The sequence below is a fragment of the Nocardia sp. NPDC127526 genome (genome assembly GCF_042672265.1).
Classification (GTDB): Bacteria; Actinomycetota; Actinomycetes; order Mycobacteriales; family Mycobacteriaceae; genus Nocardia.
This window is the reverse complement of record NZ_JBHXVO010000005.1, coordinates 222,077-238,843: the sequence shown is the minus strand read 5'-3', so window position 1 is coordinate 238,843 and position 16,767 is coordinate 222,077. Positions and strand designations below refer to the sequence as shown.

The 16,767-nt window shown below is 67.3% G+C and carries 15 protein-coding genes; 8 read left to right on the top strand and 7 right to left on the bottom strand.

From position 1 onward, the window contains the following. Positions 1-29: 29 nt before the first annotated feature. Positions 30-1,514: a type VII secretion protein EccB gene (gene eccB / locus ACFVIV_RS12155; protein WP_379195383.1), complete on the bottom strand. Its 1,485-nt coding sequence runs from the start codon at positions 1,512-1,514 to the stop codon at positions 30-32. Positions 1,515-1,641: 127 nt separating this feature from the next. Here eccB and eccE point away from each other — a divergent pair, with 127 nt between their 5' ends. The 4 genes from eccE to eccCa all read left to right on the top strand — a co-directional run bounded on the left by eccE (position 1,642) and on the right by eccCa (position 9,753). Continuing rightward, a complete protein-coding gene (eccE, locus tag ACFVIV_RS12150; protein ID WP_379195381.1) occupies positions 1,642-2,703 on the top strand; it encodes a type VII secretion protein EccE in 1,062 nt (353 codons plus the stop codon). Between the two features lie 159 nt (positions 2,704-2,862). Beyond that, entirely contained in the window at positions 2,863-4,347 is a 1,485-nt protein-coding gene (gene eccD / locus ACFVIV_RS12145) for a type VII secretion integral membrane protein EccD (RefSeq protein ID WP_379195379.1), read from the top strand. Continuing rightward, entirely contained in the window at positions 4,344-5,711 is a 1,368-nt protein-coding gene (mycP, locus tag ACFVIV_RS12140; RefSeq protein WP_379195377.1) for a type VII secretion-associated serine protease mycosin, read from the top strand. The genes eccD and mycP overlap by 4 nt, the downstream gene beginning before the upstream one ends. 1 nt (position 5,712) lies before the next feature. Further along, positions 5,713-9,753, top strand: a complete 4,041-nt coding sequence (gene eccCa, locus ACFVIV_RS12135; RefSeq protein WP_379195375.1) for a type VII secretion protein EccCa — start codon at positions 5,713-5,715, stop codon at positions 9,751-9,753. A 74-nt stretch (positions 9,754-9,827) separates the two neighbouring features. On the opposite strand, the gene ACFVIV_RS12130 is transcribed toward eccCa, so the two are convergent. Genes ACFVIV_RS12130 through ACFVIV_RS12105 form a run of 6 tightly spaced genes read right to left on the bottom strand, consistent with a single transcriptional unit; the run spans position 9,828 to position 13,941 of the window. After that, positions 9,828-10,331 (bottom strand): YbaB/EbfC family nucleoid-associated protein, encoded by a 504-nt coding sequence (locus ACFVIV_RS12130; RefSeq protein WP_379195373.1) that lies wholly within the window; start codon positions 10,329-10,331, stop codon positions 9,828-9,830. Positions 10,332-10,350: 19 nt separating this feature from the next. Further along, positions 10,351-11,151 carry an ESX secretion-associated protein EspG gene (locus ACFVIV_RS12125; RefSeq protein WP_379195371.1) on the bottom strand — a complete coding sequence of 267 codons (801 nt, stop codon included), beginning with the start codon at positions 11,149-11,151 and terminating at the stop codon, positions 10,351-10,353. Further along, on the bottom strand, positions 11,148-12,059 hold the full coding sequence (locus ACFVIV_RS12120) for a PPE domain-containing protein (RefSeq protein ID WP_379195369.1): 912 nt from the start codon (positions 12,057-12,059) through the stop codon (positions 11,148-11,150). Before ACFVIV_RS12120 ends, ACFVIV_RS12125 begins: the two co-directional genes overlap by 4 nt. A gap of 51 nt (positions 12,060-12,110) precedes the next feature. Further along, positions 12,111-12,416 (bottom strand): PE family protein, encoded by a 306-nt coding sequence (locus ACFVIV_RS12115; RefSeq protein WP_379195367.1) that lies wholly within the window; start codon positions 12,414-12,416, stop codon positions 12,111-12,113. A 23-nt stretch (positions 12,417-12,439) separates the two neighbouring features. Next, positions 12,440-13,624 (bottom strand): hypothetical protein, encoded by a 1,185-nt coding sequence (locus ACFVIV_RS12110; protein ID WP_379195365.1) that lies wholly within the window; start codon positions 13,622-13,624, stop codon positions 12,440-12,442. Positions 13,625-13,629: 5 nt separating this feature from the next. Further along, a complete protein-coding gene (locus ACFVIV_RS12105) occupies positions 13,630-13,941 on the bottom strand; it encodes a type VII secretion target (protein ID WP_379195363.1) in 312 nt (103 codons plus the stop codon). A gap of 314 nt (positions 13,942-14,255) precedes the next feature. Here ACFVIV_RS12105 and ACFVIV_RS12100 point away from each other — a divergent pair, with 314 nt between their 5' ends. From ACFVIV_RS12100 to ACFVIV_RS12085, 4 genes are read left to right on the top strand one after another with little or no spacing between them, the layout of a single operon-like run. Next, positions 14,256-14,552 carry a WXG100 family type VII secretion target gene (locus ACFVIV_RS12100; RefSeq protein ID WP_379195361.1) on the top strand — a complete coding sequence of 99 codons (297 nt, stop codon included), beginning with the start codon at positions 14,256-14,258 and terminating at the stop codon, positions 14,550-14,552. Between the two features lie 54 nt (positions 14,553-14,606). Next, positions 14,607-14,900, top strand: a complete 294-nt coding sequence (locus ACFVIV_RS12095; protein ID WP_379195359.1) for a WXG100 family type VII secretion target — start codon at positions 14,607-14,609, stop codon at positions 14,898-14,900. A 44-nt stretch (positions 14,901-14,944) separates the two neighbouring features. Next, positions 14,945-15,799 (top strand): ESX secretion-associated protein EspG, encoded by an 855-nt coding sequence (locus tag ACFVIV_RS12090; RefSeq protein WP_379195357.1) that lies wholly within the window; start codon positions 14,945-14,947, stop codon positions 15,797-15,799. Further along, a complete protein-coding gene (locus ACFVIV_RS12085; protein ID WP_379195355.1) occupies positions 15,799-16,764 on the top strand; it encodes a hypothetical protein in 966 nt (321 codons plus the stop codon). The genes ACFVIV_RS12090 and ACFVIV_RS12085 overlap by 1 nt, the downstream gene beginning before the upstream one ends. Positions 16,765-16,767: the final 3 nt, after the last annotated feature.

The window sequence follows — 16,767 nt, the reverse complement described above, 5'->3', positions numbered from 1 at the left end:
GTGTGGTGCGCTCGGAGATATGTTCCGGTTCAACGGGTTTGATCAGCGACTCGCTGGGCGGGATCGACGAGGGTGTCGCGGTTGACGAGGGCGGCGCTCCGCGACAGGGTGGGGCCGGGAACGAGCCTGCCCAGGATCTGCCACGGCGCCGGCTGTGGCGGACCGTCGAATCCGAGCATTTTGGCCGTGGCGGCGTCCGGGATGCCGTAGCGAACACCATTGTCCGCGACATAGAACAGGCTGTCGCGTCGGGTGCTGCCGGGCTCGATGCCGGTGGCCTGAACGTAGATTCCGGTGGTGGGCGGCAGATAGACCGAGTTGGCACTTCCATCCTGACCGGCCGCGACCATGTCGACCGGCTTCTGCGCGGGGCCGAGCGGAAGGCTCTCACCGGTGAGCAAGCGCAGTGTGGCGCGGGTGTTGTCACCGGCTGTCGCCCAGGCCGAGCAGATTACCGGTGCTCGATCCGCGGTGACAATGTCCGGGCGGGTGGTGGGGAACCATCCCATGGGGATGGTGTCGACCACCGGCGCGCCCTGTAACGCATCCGGCGGGACCGCGGTGATCTGTGCCGTACCTGTCGAGTTCGCATCGCGCAACACCTCGGCGGCGAAGGCGGAAATCTGCTGGATGCCCTCGGGAACAATGACGTAGTAGTCGGTGCTGTTGATGTGCTGGACCTCGATCACCGTGCCGATACGAAGCCCCCCGTAGCGCCAGACGCCGAGCCCGCCCACCTGCGGAATTTGGGGTGGGGCCAGGGGAGGGACGGCGACCGTCGAATCGAGCAGGCCCGCGCTCACCGGACGGGCGAGGCCGGGTTTGAGGCCGAGGGCCTCGGCCATGACCGGATCGGCGGGGTCGACCCGAGCGCGCTTGCCGTCGTAGAGCAGATAGGTCGTGGTGTCCCGGGTGACGAGCAGCGCCTGGTCCGGCCGGAGGCCGCCGCTGTCCGGACCGAGTCGCGGGGGAGCCGCGATCACCGTCGTCGTCGGTACCCCGGACGGGCCGGATTCGGCGGGGAGCGCATCGCACAGCGCCCAGTTGGACGCCGTGCCCGCGGGTCCCGGAAGCGCTTGCGGGGCACCGGGAATGCCCATGATCGGGCCGCGGGGGAGGCTCGCGAGCTTGGCATCGGCAATCGAGGTCGGGTTCTCGGCCGCGCCCGTGATCAAGCGCGCGGAAGCCAGATTCAGGACCGGATGCAGCTCATCGTGCAGCTTGACGTACAGGGCGCCACTGCTCTTTCCGACGAAGATGGTGCTGTCGCCGATCGCGCCTTGGGGGCGCACGAAGGCGAGGATGAGGCTGGTACAGGTGCCGAGGATGGCGAGGACGACGCCGATGGACAGCGATCGGGCTTGTGCCCGCATCGGGTCGTGCAGCATGCGCACATCGCGTTGCACCAATGCGTGGACCAGCCGGTGCACCAGAAATAGGTAGCCGTTCACCTGGGCTCGTGTCGTCCACTTCGCGGACGCGCCGAGTTCTTCGCGATTATCGGGCACAGGCATGCCGACCACATTACGCGGAAATTCTCTTTACCCGACTGCGGGGTTAGGCTGAATAATGCTCGAACGTCCCCTATCAAGCACACGGCAGAAGATTCTCAGGCCATAAATGATGCACTTACCAGCAAATATGCAGGAATCAGAGATCGACGCCTCCGGGCAGTTGTGGTTGCTCCGCGCCATGCCACTGCGAACGGTCGTTCCGGTGACGTTTCTCGCGATAGCCGCCGGGTTGAGTGTCTCGATGTGGTATTCCGCACCTCTCGCGGCCGGAGCCGGTGCCGCGGTCTTCCTGGCGGGCTCGGCGCGACGCCAGGATCGGAACGTGCTCGCGACCCTGGCGCAGGTCATCGCCTCGCCGTTTCGCGGGATTGCCGTGCCTGCCGTCGCGGAGCCGTTCGACGTTCCATTGGACAGCGGATCCCGCTCCGGCCGGGGTGCCTGCGGGCTGCGGTGGGACGGCGCCCACCTGGCCGCGATGCTGCACATCGACACGCGCGTGACCGAGAGCGGGGCAGGGGCGAGCGTGCCGCTATCGGATATCGCGAAGTGCCTGGTGCAGTTCGATATCCGGCTCTCGGCCGCCGATGTGATCGCGGTGGAGAACGGCGATGTCTGGCTGGTGCTGTGGCTGAGCCCGCTGGCCAATCGGGTGGCCGTCGACAATCGCGGGGGCGGTCATGACGGTGCGATCCGGTCGGCGGTCTCCGCCGCCCGCCGCGCCGCCCGCCGGCTGTCGGAGGGCGGGATCGCGGTGACGATACTGTCGGCGGCGGAAATGGCAAGGGCAATGGACCATCTCGCCGATGGCATCGATGCGGAATCGCTGCGGGAACGGTGGACGAAGCTGCGGTCGGAGGGGCGTACGCTGGTCAGCTTCGAGCTGGATCCGGACCGGATCGAGGCGCCTGTGCTCGATGAAATATGGTCCGTTCCAAGCCATTCGACCACCATTGTGGTGCGGCTGCGTCCGGTCCCCGCGCACTCCGCACCGGGTGCCGTCGGGGTGAGCGCCATGGTCCGGTTCGAATGCGACGGTCCGCTGTGGGAGCGGCGGCCGAATGCCCTGCGGCGATTGTCGGGGGCGCAGTACCGGGCCTGGCTTCGCAGTGTGGCGCTGGGGTCCCCCGATGTCCGCATGCCGCGCTTGCGCACGGTCGCCCGGGATCCGGCGAAACTGGCTTCGTTCTGATCGAGCAGCGATACGAGTGTAATTCGAATATCGCCGTCATTCGTTTGTCAGTGCTATATCAGTTATCTGTCAGCAATCCGTCATTGGTTTGCTACTCGTTTGCCGTGCCCATATAGTGCGAAGTGCTACCAGAAGTGTGTGAATTAATGGATTGGAAGCATGGCAGGCAACTCAACCCAGGCGGATATCGCGCCGGAATTCTGCCGAGTTTCGGTCGTCGGTCACCATACCCAGGTCGATCTGGCGCTCCCGGTGAATGTGCCCGTCGCGGCATTCATCGGGAATGTGGTTTCCCTCGTCGAGTCGCGGGTGGCGGAGGTGTCGCCGGAGGCCGCGGCCGATGAGGGCGCGGCGACCTCCGCGCCGATGAACTGGACGCTGGCCAAACTCGGTAGCGAGCCGATCCCGTCGCAGGCGAACCTGCTCGAGGCCGGAATATTCGACGGCGACCTGCTGGTGCTGGAACCGGTCGAGGCAGCGCCCGCGCCCGCGATGTTCGACGATGTCGTGGATGCCGTGGCGAGGCTGGCCGAGACCCAGTCCAGCAGATGGTCCGCCGCGGTCGCCTCGTGGGCCGGGGCCGTCACCGGTCCGATTCTGGTGCTGGCCGCCGCTGTCCTGCTGTTGACGGGGACGTATCCCCATGAGCCGGCGGTGGGGGCCGGTGCAGTGCTCCTCGGAGTGCCGGCGATGGGCGCGGCGATCATTGCCGCCCGGGTGACCAGGGCGATCGAGGTGTCGGTGAGCGCGTTGCTGTGCGCCCTGGCGTTGCTGTTCACCGGCGTGTTCCTGCTGGTCCCCGGCGACACCGTCGCCGCCGGGCTGCTGCTCGCCGCCACGACGACCTTCGTGGCGGCTGTTCTCGGCTATCGGCTCATCGGCGCGGCCACCACCCTGTGCACCGTCGTCGTAACGGTTCTGATCTGCACCGCCGCGGTGGCGGCGGTCGTATTGCTCGCAGGCGTCGCGCCGGGCAAGGCCGCGGCCGCCGTGACGGTGGCGGCGATCGCCTTGATCACGGTGGCTCCGCGCCTCGCCATCGGATTGGCGCGGCTGCCGGTACCACCGGTCCCGACGGTGGGCGCCGCCATCGATCCCGCCGATCACGCACCGCAACCCACCATCGAGGGCGTCGGCGCGATAGGCGCCACGGTGGTGCCCTCGGCGGCGGGTCTGCAACAGAAGGCGCGCCGGGCCGAGCAGTACCAGACGGGTGTGATCATCGCCGCCGTCGTCATTGCCGGAGTCTCCGCGATCTGGACGGTGGTCTCGGCGCACGGCGCCGGAGCGGATATCTGGCGGTGCGTGATCTTCGCGGCGGTGGCGGGGCTGATCCTGCGGCTGCGTGGCCGGACCTTCGCCGATCGCACACAGTTTGCCGTCATGGTGGGCGGCGGCTATGCGACCCTGCTCGGTATCGCCGCGGCGGTGGCGCTCGTCGACCCGGGCCTGCTGCTGGCGGCGGTGGCGTTCCTGCTGCTGCTCGCCGTTCTCGCAATGGCATTGGGAGTCGGCGGCCGGGCGGCGGAGCCGTCCCCGCTGGTGCGCCGCATGGGCGAACTCGCGGAATACCTCACGATCGTGGCGCTGGTGCCCTTGGCTTTCTGGGTCCTCGACATCTACTCCGCGGTCCGGAACCGATGAGCGGCAAGAACTTCCGATCCGGTGTCCGGCTCGCGGCCGTCATGGCGGCGGTCGCGACGATCTGCGGGCCCACGGCCGGGCAGGCCGCCGCCGCACCGCCGGATCCGGCCGAGCAGCGGACGACGTGTGCGGTACCGGTCTGGAACGGACCGCCATTGTCCGGGCCGCCGAAGCCGCAGAAGGCACTCGATCTGAGTGCGGCCTGGCTGTTCAGCCGGGGCGCCGGTCAGAAGGTGGCTGTCATCGATACCGGCGTCACACCGAATCCCCGGCTGCCGGGTCTGATACCGGGGGGAGACTTCGTCTCCACCTCCGACGGGACCGTGGACTGCGACGGCCACGGCACTCTGGTGGCGGGTGTGGTCGCGGGCCTGCCGAGCCCCGCCGACGGGTTCTCGGGAGTCGCTCCGGACGCGCGCGTCATCGCCATCCGGCAGTACAGCCTGGCCTACCAGGCGAAGAATTCGGCCGGGCAGCCGCCGCCGGGTCAGATGGTCCCCAATGGTTACGGCGACGTCCGCACGCTCGCGTCCGCCGTGCGCCGGGCCGTGACGCTGGGCGCCACGGTCATCGATATCCCGGGCTTCGCCTGCGGCGCCTCCACGGCCGCGCTCGACGACGAATCACTCGGCGAGGCAGTGAAATTCGCTTTCGATCACAATGTCGTCGTGGTCACTGCGGCCGGGGATGTCCGCAGTGACGGCGCCTGTCAGGCCCAGAACGACGCGGATGCCTCGAGTGTGGTCCGGACGGTTGTCAGCCCGGCGCGATTCGCGCCGTATGTCTTGCCGGTCGCCTCGGTCGACGCCTCCGGCGGGCCGTCGGCGTTCTCGTTTCACGGACCGTGGGTCGGGGTCGCCGCTCCCGGCGTCGATATCGTCTCGCTGAACAGCGCGCCGGGCGGCCCCGAATTGGCCAATGGCGTTCCAGGACAGCAGGGGATCGCTCCGATCGACGGAACCGCTTTCGCCAGTGGCTATGTCGCCGGTCTGGCCGCTCTGGTGCGCTCGGCGTTTCCCGATCTCACCGCGGGGCAGGTCATCGATCGCATCATCGCCACCGCGCACGCACCCGGCACCGGGCGGGACAATGCGGTCGGCGCCGGAATGATCGATCCGCTCGCCGCGCTGAGCGCGGAATTGCCCTCGGCGGCCGCGAGCGGGTCCATGGATCTGACCAGAGCCGTCGCGCCGCCGCCCGCCGCGCCATCGATCGATCCCTGGCCGCGCCTGCTCGCGGTCGCCGGTTCGGGCATTGCCCTGCTGCTGCTGGTGATCACGCTGGTCGCGTCGGCCCCCTACCGATCCGCGCGGGCGCGCCCGAGCGCGCGCGACGCCGATGATGTCGACCTGCTGGAGGCATGACATGACGACCGAGGGATTCATGCGCCGGGCGCGGATCGCTCCGCCGCGGGCGCCGGGCGGTGAGGTCGTTCTGGTGCCACCGCCGGAAGTCACCCGGCCGGCGCCGGTGGGCCTGCTGCTCAAACTCATGCCGCTGGTCATGCTGGTCGCCGTCATCGGAATGATGGCATTGTTCCTGACCTCGGCCAAACAGGCATTGAGCAATCCGATGAGCCTCATGTTCCCGCTCATGATGCTGATGTCGGCGGTCGGCATGTTCGCCGGTATGGGCCGCGGCGGACCGAAGAAGGCCGGTGAGCTCAACGAGGAGCGCAAGGACTACTTCCGCTATCTCGATCGGCTGCGCAAGGACGTGAACAAGACCGCGTCGGCGCAGCGGGAGACGCTGGAGTGGAGTCATCCCAAGCCGGATCAGCTGCGGTGGCTGCTGGGCACCAGGCGCATGTGGGAACGGCGGCCGAACGATCCGGACTTCGGGCATGTGCGCGTCGGTCTCGGGACACACCGGCTGGCCACCAAGATGGCGCGGCCCGAGGCGGGCCCGATCGAGGACCTGGAGCCGGTGTCGACGGTCGCCCTGCGGCGGTTCGTGCGGAGCCATTCGGTGGTTCGCGGGCTACCGACGTCGATCTCACTGCGCGCCTTCCCCTCGATCAGCATCGAGGGCCCGCGCCAGATTTCGCGGGGGCTGGTGCGTGCGATGGTGATGGAACTGGCCACTTTTCATGGACCCGATCACCTGATGGTGGCCGTGGTCTGCGCGGATCCGGGTACGGACTGGTCTTGGGTGAAGTGGCTGCCGCACGCGCAGCATCCGAATCGCTGTGACGGCATCGGATCCGAGCGCATGCTCTACGAGTCGCTGACCGAGCTGGAAACGGCGCTCATGGAACAGTTGCTGGAGCGCGGCCGATTTCAGCGCAATGCCGAGCCGGTCGCCGGGCGCGCGCATGTGGTCGTCGTGCTCGACAACGGCCGCGTCGGCGGCGCCGAACGGCTGCTCGCCGACTCCGGCATGGAATCGGTCACCGTCATCGATCTGGTCGCGGTCGGCACGCGCTCCCGGGTGCCCCGCGGACTGCAACTGGTGCTGACCGAGGGCATGCTCGCGGCGCGCTCGGCGAGCGGGGCGGAGCAGTTCGCCACGCCGGATCTGGTCGGCGAACCGGATGCGGCCGGTTTCGGCCGAACGCTGGCTCGTTATCGCATCGCGACGGCACCCCAGATCGTCAGTCTCGGTGATGAGAAGTCGGTGAATACCGATCTCATGGCGCTGCTGCAGATTCCCGACGCGGCAAAGATCGTGCCCGAAACACAGTGGCGCCCGCGCAGCGATCGAGAACGGCTGCGGGTGCCGATCGGCGTCACCCCGGACGGCACGCCGGTGGATCTGGATATCAAGGAGGCGGCCGAAGGCGGAATGGGGCCGCACGGGCTCTGCATCGGTGCGACTGGATCGGGAAAGTCGGAGTTCCTGCGCACGCTGGTGCTGTCGCTGGTCACCACCCACTCACCGGATCTGCTGAATCTGGTTCTGGTCGACTTCAAGGGCGGCGCAACCTTTCTCGGCCTCGATCCGCTGCCGCACGTCGCCGCGGTCATCACCAATCTCGAGGACGAGCTGTCGATGGTGGACCGAATGCGTGACGCGCTGGCGGGTGAGATGAATCGGCGTCAGGAGTTGCTGCGCTCGGCGGGCAACTTCGCCAATGTCACCGAGTACGAGAAAGCCCGCGCGGGCGGTGCGCCGCTCGATCCGCTGCCGGCCCTGTTCGTCGTGGTTGACGAGTTCTCCGAATTGCTCTCGCAGAAGCCGGATTTCGCGGATCTGTTCGTGATGATCGGCCGCCTGGGACGATCGCTGCGGGTCCACCTGCTGCTGGCGTCGCAGCGGTTGGAGGAAGGCAAACTGCGCGGGCTGGACAGCCACCTGTCCTATCGGATCGGCTTGCGTACCTTCTCGGCGGGCGAGTCACGCCAAGTACTCGGCATCACCGATGCCTATCATCTGCCGAGTGTTCCGGGCTCGGGCTACCTCAAGACCGACGCCACCGACCCGCTGCGCTTCAACGCCAGCTATGTGTCAGGGACCTATCGCGCGCCGCAGGGCGGGGCGGCGGGTCAGGTGAGCGGCGGCACGAATATCGGCAGTCCGCCGGTGCTTTTCACCGGCCAGGCCGTGGCACTGCCCGAGCGGCCCGGCGCGGCCGAGGCCGGAGCTCAGCTCGTGGAATTGCCGGACCTCGACGAGTTGGAGAAGGATACGGCCGACGGCGAGCCCGAGCGCACCCTGCTGCAGGTGGTCGTCGGTGCGCTGACCGGGCACGGGCGTCCCGCGCACGAGGTCTGGCTGCCGCCGCTCGATATCTCGCCGACCGTGGATATGCTGCTGCCGGAAGAAGAGTGGAGCGCGCCGGGGAACCGGCACGGCGAATTGTGGATGCCGATCGGTATTGTCGACAAGCCCTATGAGCAGCGCCGCGACGTGCTGATCGTCGATCTCGCGGGCGCGCAGGGCAATGTCGCGGTGGCGGGCGGCCCGCAGTCGGGCAAATCGACCGCCCTGCGCACGCTGATCATGTCCGCGGCCGCGACGCACACACCGGAGCAGGCGCAGTTCTACTGCCTCGATTTCGGTGGCGGATCGCTGGCGACGCTGGCGGAGTTACCGCATGTCGGCTCGGTGGCGGGCCGGTTGGAAGGCGATCGAGTACGCCGCACGGTGGCCGAACTGACCGGATTGATGCGCCGGCGCGAAGAACGCTTCATGGCTTTGGGCATTGAGGACATGCGCGAATTCCGGCGCAGGAAAAGGGAACTCGACTCCCTGACGGCCGACGAGCAGACCGCGGACCCGTTGGCGGCGGACCGGTTCGGCGATGTCTTTCTCGTCATCGACGGCTGGGGCGCCTTCCGGGAGGGATTCGAGGCGCTGGAGCCCGCCGTGAACGCCATTGCCACCCAAGGCTTGTCGTACGGCATTCACCTCGTCGTCTCCACCTTGCGCTGGGCCGATATGCGGGCGGTGATCAAGGACCAGCTGGGAACCAGAATCGAGCTGCGCCTCGGCGATCCGGCCGATTCGGAGATGCAGCGCCAGCTGGCCCAGCGGGTTCCGGTCGGACGGCCGGGACGCGGATTGGCGCCCGGGGGCCTGCAGATGCTGCTGGCGCTGCCCCGGCTGGACTCGATCCCGGATCCGCAGACGCTGTCGGAGGGCGTCACGGCCGCCCGCAAACAGCTCGTCGAGATGTACGGTGATCGCGGTGCGCCGCCGGTGCGCATGCTGCCCGCCAGGCTCATGCGGTCCGATCTGGTCGCCGCGGCCCTCGCGCACGGCGAGGTGCTGGACCCCTTGCGCGTGGCCGTCGGCATCTCCGAATCCCAACTCGCGCCGCTGGTACTGAATTTCGGTCAGCAACCGCATTTCATGGCCTTCGCGGATGTGGAATGCGGTAAGACGACACTGCTGCGCGCCATCGTGGCCGGAATCGTCGAACATTCGACCGCCGAGCAGGCGCGGATCATTCTCATCGATTACCGGCGCACTATGCTCGGCGCGGTCGAGGGTCCGCATCTGGCCGGTTACGCATCGAGCGCGCAGGTGGCGGCAGGTGCGATCAAGGAGGTCGCCGGTTATCTCGCCAAGCGGCTGCCCGGACCGGACATCACCCCGCAGCAGCTGCGGGAGCGCAGCTGGTGGAGCGGACCGGAGATCTATGTGGTGGTGGACGATTACGATATGGTCGCCGCGCAGAATCCGCTGATGCCGCTGGTGGAGTTCCTGCCGCAGGCGCGCGACGTCGGCCTGCACCTCATTGTCGCGCGGCGTTCCGGCGGCGCCTCGCGGGCTTTGTTCGACCCGGTGCTCGGGCCGATGAAGGACATGTCGGTCGATGCGCTGCTCATGAGCACGCCCAAGGACGAAGGCGTGCTGCTCGGCGATGTGCGCCCGCAGCGTCTGCCACCGGGGCGCGGCACGCTCGTCTCCCGCAGCAGGGACAAGGAGATGATCCAGATCGCCTATATGCCACCGTTGTGAACCTCCCGCGATGGGGGCAGGACGGAAACGCCCTGGGAGCCGGATACCGGTTCCCAGGGCGTTTCGTATTGGGTCTACCAGACCGAATCGTGGATGTCGGAGACCGAATCGTGGTCGTGCTCCGCGCGAATCGCGGTATCGCCGTAGTCGGCCGTATAGGCGGCGGCGAGCCGGTTGCGCTCCGGCGAGCCCGGCGGTGCGATCGACGCGCGTTCGGGGCGTAGGAAGAACTTCCCCAGATCGGGTGCGCCGTCGACGTATTCGCGCAGATCGGGTGGGCGTGGCCGATCCGCCATGAGTTCCGCTGTCCGGCGCGCGATCTCGGCGGCGGCGTCCTGTGCGGCGGCGGTCACAGCGCGCGCGATCTCCGCCGGAGTCAGCTCGTCGATATCCTCGGCCAGCCGGGTTTCGACAATGGTGTTGTCCGCGTTCACGGTTACCGTCACGCGCTTGTCCGCGGCCGAGGCAGTGGCCGTGAGCAGCAGCCGCTGCCGTTGCAGCCGCCGCGCGGACGCCATCTGCTTGTCGGCGAAATCGAGCAGATCGTCCAGCTGTGTCTTCATAACCTCATTGGTCATATCGCCTCATTACCGTCTCCTACTGTGAATCCGTTGTCGGTGGCAGCCATCGGCCTTCCGGAAGCGTCTCGATCAGCATCGAGATCGATTGCCGCAGCCGGTGATCGCTGCCGGGTGCGAAAGTGGACCAGACCCGGCCGTCTGGTGCCAGGCTCGGGCTCGCGACAATACGACCGGCGTCGGTGTCGTACACCGCGACGGCGCCCCGCGACCTGGTCGCGACGCCATCCCGGTGACCGTAGGCGACGATCTCCGCACAACCTCGGCAATGCCGCATCGCGGTCGCGAATTCGAGCGCTTCCCGCTCGGAGAGGCCGATCCGGCCCGCGGGGTGGGAGTACCCCCGGGACAGCGTGTCGAGGTATTCCTTCAGTTGTGCCGATGGCGCGCTGAAGCAGGGGATGCGCGCGCCCGGTTTCGTGCCGAGCGCTGTGCGGAACGGTGCGGCCAGGGTCGCCGGGTCCGCGTCGGCGTAAACGGTGTGGATTTCGGTCCCGAGCTCGGATCGAATGGCCAGTGCGTGCTGGAAGCCTTTGCGCGCCAGGCAGATTCGCCGGATACCGGCGTCCGAGTAGATATGCGCGATCAACCGGCGCTCCGGCAGGGCCAGGATATGCAGCGCCGCTGCCAGGTCGGCGACCGGATTACCCTCGGGGTCGAGGCTTCCGGAGCCGATCAGCTCGTCGATCGCCGCGTGTTCGGCGTCCCGCTGGCGGCGGGCCGATTCGTGGTGCGGCGTGACCGTCAGGATCCCCGGAAGCGGGTGCGTGCCGGTGATTTTCGCGACGGCGAGCAATTGAGTGTCGGTGAGCGTCGTCACGACGCCTCCGCTGCGGGCGCGGACGGAGCCGTCCGGGTAGCTCCGAGGGTCGCGGGCACCGTGTGCATCGAGCCGAGGCCGAGCCGATCCGCACCGGCTTCGGATCCGATCGATTGCCCGGACTTGTCGTGCGCCGCGACCGCACCGCTCGGGGCCGCGGCGGTCGTGGCCGGCGGTGCGGCGGCAGGGGAGAGCAGCGGTGCCGCGTCCGTCGCGGCGGGGCGCGCCGATGGTATCGCGGCGTCACGGTATGCCGCGGCCGAGGCGGGGACCGGCGCGGGTGCGGCCAGGATTTCCGAAGCCACGGAGGTGGTCGGGCGGAAGGGACGCGGTGCGCCCGCGGGCTCGGACGCGGTGATCACCGGCGGCGGTTGCTGCTGCCATGGCGTGGCGAGGGGTGCCGCCGCCGCCTCGTAGTTCGACATGACCCGCGCGGCATGGGTCGAAGCCGTTCCCGCAACGGTATTCAGGGCATCGGCGAGCCCGATGAGCGGACCGCCGAGCAGCCGCTGCCCCAGCAGCCCGTGCTCGAGATCGGCCACCGCGTCCAGCGGCGAGCCGTCGGGCATGGTGCGCCGGGCCGTTTCGTAGGCGTCGGCTTGTCCGGTGGCGCGGTCCGCGTTCGCCCCCGCGGCGATGGCGGAATCGGCGAGCCAATTACGCAATACGAGTAGTCGCCCGCTGGCTGACTCGCCGGTGTCCGACTGCCAGGCGCGGCCGATCTCGGCCACGATCGCGCCGAACTCCGTCGCGGCGTCATGGCAGGCCGCCGCGAGATCGGCCCAGGCCGCGGCGGCCGTATGAAGCGGTGCGGCCCCGGGGCCCGTGTTCAAGTCGGCAATGAGCCGTGCCGTGGGCCTGGCGTCCCACAGCACCCCGGTGAATCCGTTGTCGTCTTGGCCAGTCATATCGATCGCTCACTCAGCTCGGAGGAAGTTGCCGGTGCGGCTGCCGCGGGCTCAGTGCGCCCGCAGTGCGGCCGCGGCGCCATCCTCGGTTCGCTCGACCGTTCGCGACGATCGATGCAGCGCCGCCGCGATCGTGCGCAGCTCACCGAGGCAGGTGCGGACATCGTCGAGATAGGAAGAGGCCACCGTGCCCAAGGTGTTCGCGGCGTGCACCGATACCTCATCGGCGCCAGCGGGCGGGGGACGCAGCCCGGGGGCCGCGGCCCGCAGCCGCTCGTCGAGCTGACACGCCAGCCGGTCGATACGGGCTGCGGCGGCGCGCAGCCGTTCGGGATCGACAGTGATCGTGGTGCCCACGATGGCTCCTTTCCTGTGCGGTGCTAGGTCCATCCCGTTTCGCCGACGGTCGGATACGCGAGTCCGGCCACCTCGCCGACGATTTCGCGGCCGTTCTCGGCGGAGGCGGCATTGTGCGCGCCCCGGCGCGCCTCGTCGGTGGTGAGCACGGTTCCCGAACCCGATCCGAGAGCGCCCGGCGCCATCGGCATCGGTTCCGCGAGGGATTCCGCCACCGGTTTGCCGGTCGCGCTGACCGGCTCCGCGACCGGACGGCCGGCGATCTCGCGGGTCGTGACCGCCCCGCCGCCGTACGCGGTGAGCCGCCGCGGCGGCTCACCGGTGAGGGGCGACGGCACCGCGGGTGGTGCGACGGGCATATCCAGCGGCGCCGGCGGGTCGGGCGCGGAAATGGTGGACAGTGCCGGGGTGTCGGGCGCCGCGCCGAACTTCGCACCGATATCGGCGAAGGAACCGGCGGCCTGGCCGAGCACCGAGGTGGCCTTCTCGGCGACGGTCAGCATTGCCAGCAATTGCTCGGCCCGCGGCGCCTTGGTGAGGGAAACCGGCAGTCCGGCCGTGGCCATCTCGCCCGCGTGCACACCGAGCTGGACGTGCGTGGACGCGGTCACGGCGGCGGCCCGGCCGCCCGCTTCGGCGCTCTGCTCCACCAGCAGCGCTTGGCCCACCGGTGTGACCAGGGTGGGGCCGAGCCCGATCGCCGTCGCGATGTACTCGGCGATAATGCCCGCCACCTGGGACGCGCCCATCGCCACGGTCTGTGCGGCCGAGCCCAGGACGCCGGAGATGTGTCGGCCCTGGGCCATCAGCTGCTCACTGTTACGTTGTGAGTCCTGATTCTTCTGCTTGAGATTGTCGGCCCCGTCGCCTTGCAGCAGCGAGTAGCCCATGATGCCGAGCTCGGTAATGGTCATGATCATTTGCAGTGCGGTGCTGACGCCGCTGATGACCTGAGACGGATCGATCCGGCCGGGACCGCCGAGCTTGCCGGAGCCGAAACTGCCCAGCGCGTCGGTGAGGGGCTGCAACAAGGCCCGCGGATCGATGATCGGCAAGGGCGGCAGCCCCGGCAGCGGCGGCAGTGGCGGGGGCGGCGGTGGCAGCGGGGGCAAACCCCATTGCCGGAGCACGTCGTCGATCTGCTGAACCAGCGGATTCGGCGGCGGCGCGGGCGGATTCGCGGGACCGGCGGGTGGCACGGTGGCCATGACGGCTACGGGACGATCGCCGCGATGGCGGCCGCGGACTGGCGCTCAGTGGCCTCGTAGGCATCGGCCGCCCGCGCGGCCGCCGCCGCCGTGGCCGCGTGTACCTCGGCCAGGCCCAGCACCGACGAGATGTGGCTGGCCTGCGCCGGAACGAACGCCGCGAGGAACTCCTGCCCGATCAGCCCGAAGACCGGCACTGCGGCCGCGATATTCGCGGATTGGTCGATCGTGCCGGCGGCCGTGATGCGCGCGGCCTTCTCCGCGGCTAGTCCGGCGTATTCGCGCAGTACATCGGGGATCATATGGATCTCGTTCATTCGGAACCTCGATTCTCTGAGCAATCCAAACTCCGCTTTGTCTCAGTATTGCCGGGTGATTGCAGAAAAGCCATTCAATCAACTGAATGTCAGCTATCTGTCAGCCACTTGTCAATTCTTTGTACGAGAACTGCAAGTATCTGTGTCCATGCCTGAGTTTCTGCTGAGGAATTCGTCTTGCCTGGATGTTCAGCTATCTGTCTGCTACTTTGACGACAGGGGTGGAGCGAGTGGCCCGAAGGCGTTAAGTTTCAGCGCTCTCGCACTTGCGATTCTATGTTGTAATCACCCGTCACGGGAGAAGGTGTGAAGCTGTGAGTGGAATTCAGATCGATCATGAGGCGTTCCGCAAAGCTAATCAGCAGTACGGTGATGTAGTCCCGCAGATCCAGTCGACGGCACAGCGCCTGTCGCAGAGCGTGAACGCCGCGAGCAGCGGCTGGAAAGGCCAGGCCTACGGGGCGTTCTCGCAGGCGCACGAGCGTTTGAACGAGTCGATCACCAAGCTGCATCGCGCGCTCGACGAGGTCAATGTCTCGCTGGGGAAGTCGAATTCCCAGCTCGGCAACGCCGACGAGAATATCGGCCAGTCGTTCACCAGCCTGGCCTGATTCCATCCGGCTCGGCAATTCCCTATTTCTCTGTAGTACGAAAGGTGCGATCACATGTCCGACGTCATGCATTATGACTCCGGCGCCATCAATACCCTGGTGAGCGAACTCGATGCTCATCGGCAGGCATTCGAACAGCACGGACAGGATGCGAACGATGCGCAGAATCGCCTGTCCGCCGCCTGGCAGGGCGATGGGTCGGAGGCCTTCACGGCCGCCCATCGCAAATTGATGGGTGCGATCGGCGAGGTGCAGGACACCCTTTCACGCGCCGCCGCTGCGGTGCAGAACGCGCACGATAGTGCACATCAGGTCGACAAGCGAATCGGCGGCATGTTCGGGGCCTGAGCGCGTCATTTCTCAGCAGATCGGATAATCAGGGAGTTAATGCCGTGGGCAGGACATGGAGTTTCGGCGACGTAGAGCTGGTGGCGTTGTGGACGGCGGACAAACGGCGGGAATCGCTACCGCATCCGCTGACCTTCCTCAGCAACACACCCATGCTCGACGACTACGAACGCGAATTGTCGGATATCCGCGAGCGCATGCGGGATGTCATGGACGACGGATTCGGTGCCGTGCTCGATGTCCTGGCCCGGCCGGACGTCCGGATTCGGGTCGAGGGTTTCGACGGCCGGGATCCGGACGATCCGCGGGCGCGGGTGCGCCTCTATGCGGCGCTCACCGCGAAGCACTGCTATCTGATCCGGCAGCGGCCCGGGGCCACCATCTGGCACAGCGGCGGCTATGTGATCACCGAACACGAGGCGCCGAGCCTGAGCCGCGCGGTGTGTGCGGAGCTGCCCGAAATGCCCGCCGGGCGAATGGATCCGGTTCTGATGCTGCATGCGATCGATGACGAGCTGCCCGGCGTCGCCAATCAGGATATGGACTATTCCGGCGGCCGATCGGCCGTGAGCGTCGACGCCCAGGATTCGGTCGAGGATCGCGAGGCGGCGTTCATGCGCGCGCCCGCCACATACCTGGGAACGATCGAGATCGCTCAGGGGCATTCGATCTACGGTCCGCGCGGTATCACGTCGCGATGGGTGGCGTGGCGTGACCTCGAGGACGATGGCCGCTACGCCATCGCCGTCACCGCCCGCCCGTTGGCGGTCCCGGTCGACCGGACCCGCATGATCGCAATGATCGATTCGGCCATTGCGGATGTCCTCGAATCCGCGGACCGGGAATCGTCGCCCGGCCATTCCATCCAGCTCGACGATCTGAGTTCGGAGGCGATTTAGTGAGCGATGATCCGTACAACGATGCCATCGATGGCGGCACTACATTCGACAATGATGCCAAGTACGGCGATCTGAAACTCGAGGCGAGCGTCGCGCACAAATGCGCCCAGGCGTGCACCGATATGGCCGGAAAGCTGCTCAATGTGCAAAAGAAGATCGATAATCTGAGGCTGCCGGACAGCGCGCTGGGCGTCCTTCCCAGCGGCAATCCCACGCCGCCGTGGAAGACGTTCCTGACCCAGCACAAGACGGTGGTCGATCAGCTCGATTCCGCGTTGACCGGCCATCTCGCCACTGTGCGGGTGCTCACCAACGCCTTCGTCGACGCGGGCTTGGCCTATGCGAACAACGAAGAAGGCTCGGCGACCGATTTCAACGATATCGTCGTCCCGGACAAGGCTCCGACCGATGGGTCTGGTGCGTTCGTCAAGCCTCAGCCCACACCTACGGATCCGACCGGCGCAGATAACAGCAGTGTCGATGATCTCACCAATCGGGTAACCCTGCCCGCAGGCCGGGATCCGATGCGCTTGGACAATGCCGACTCCTACAACAAAGACGATCTGGTGAAGATCAAGGACACCGCCGACGGCAAGGCCGTGAACGGTGTCGCGGCCTATTGGCAATGGCTGGCGGATGAATTGGATCTGGTGTTCCAGGAGTTCTTGTCGAAGGTCAATGGAATATCGGATTCGGATTGGTCCGGTGTCGGTAAGGACACCGCGCTGAAGACGTGCAGAGATTATGTGAAAAATGCCGAGAAACAAACCAGTGAGATGCGCAGCATCGGCAAGTGGGACGGATACGTCGCGCAGTACATCGCGAAGGCGAAGTCGGATTACAACGATCTGGGCAAATGCTGCCAGGAATCCGGTCTGCGGAAGATCTACGAGGGATATCGGAAGCTCCTCAACGAAATCTACGATCGCCTGCCCGATATTCCGGTGTACGGAGCGCAGTCGTGACCG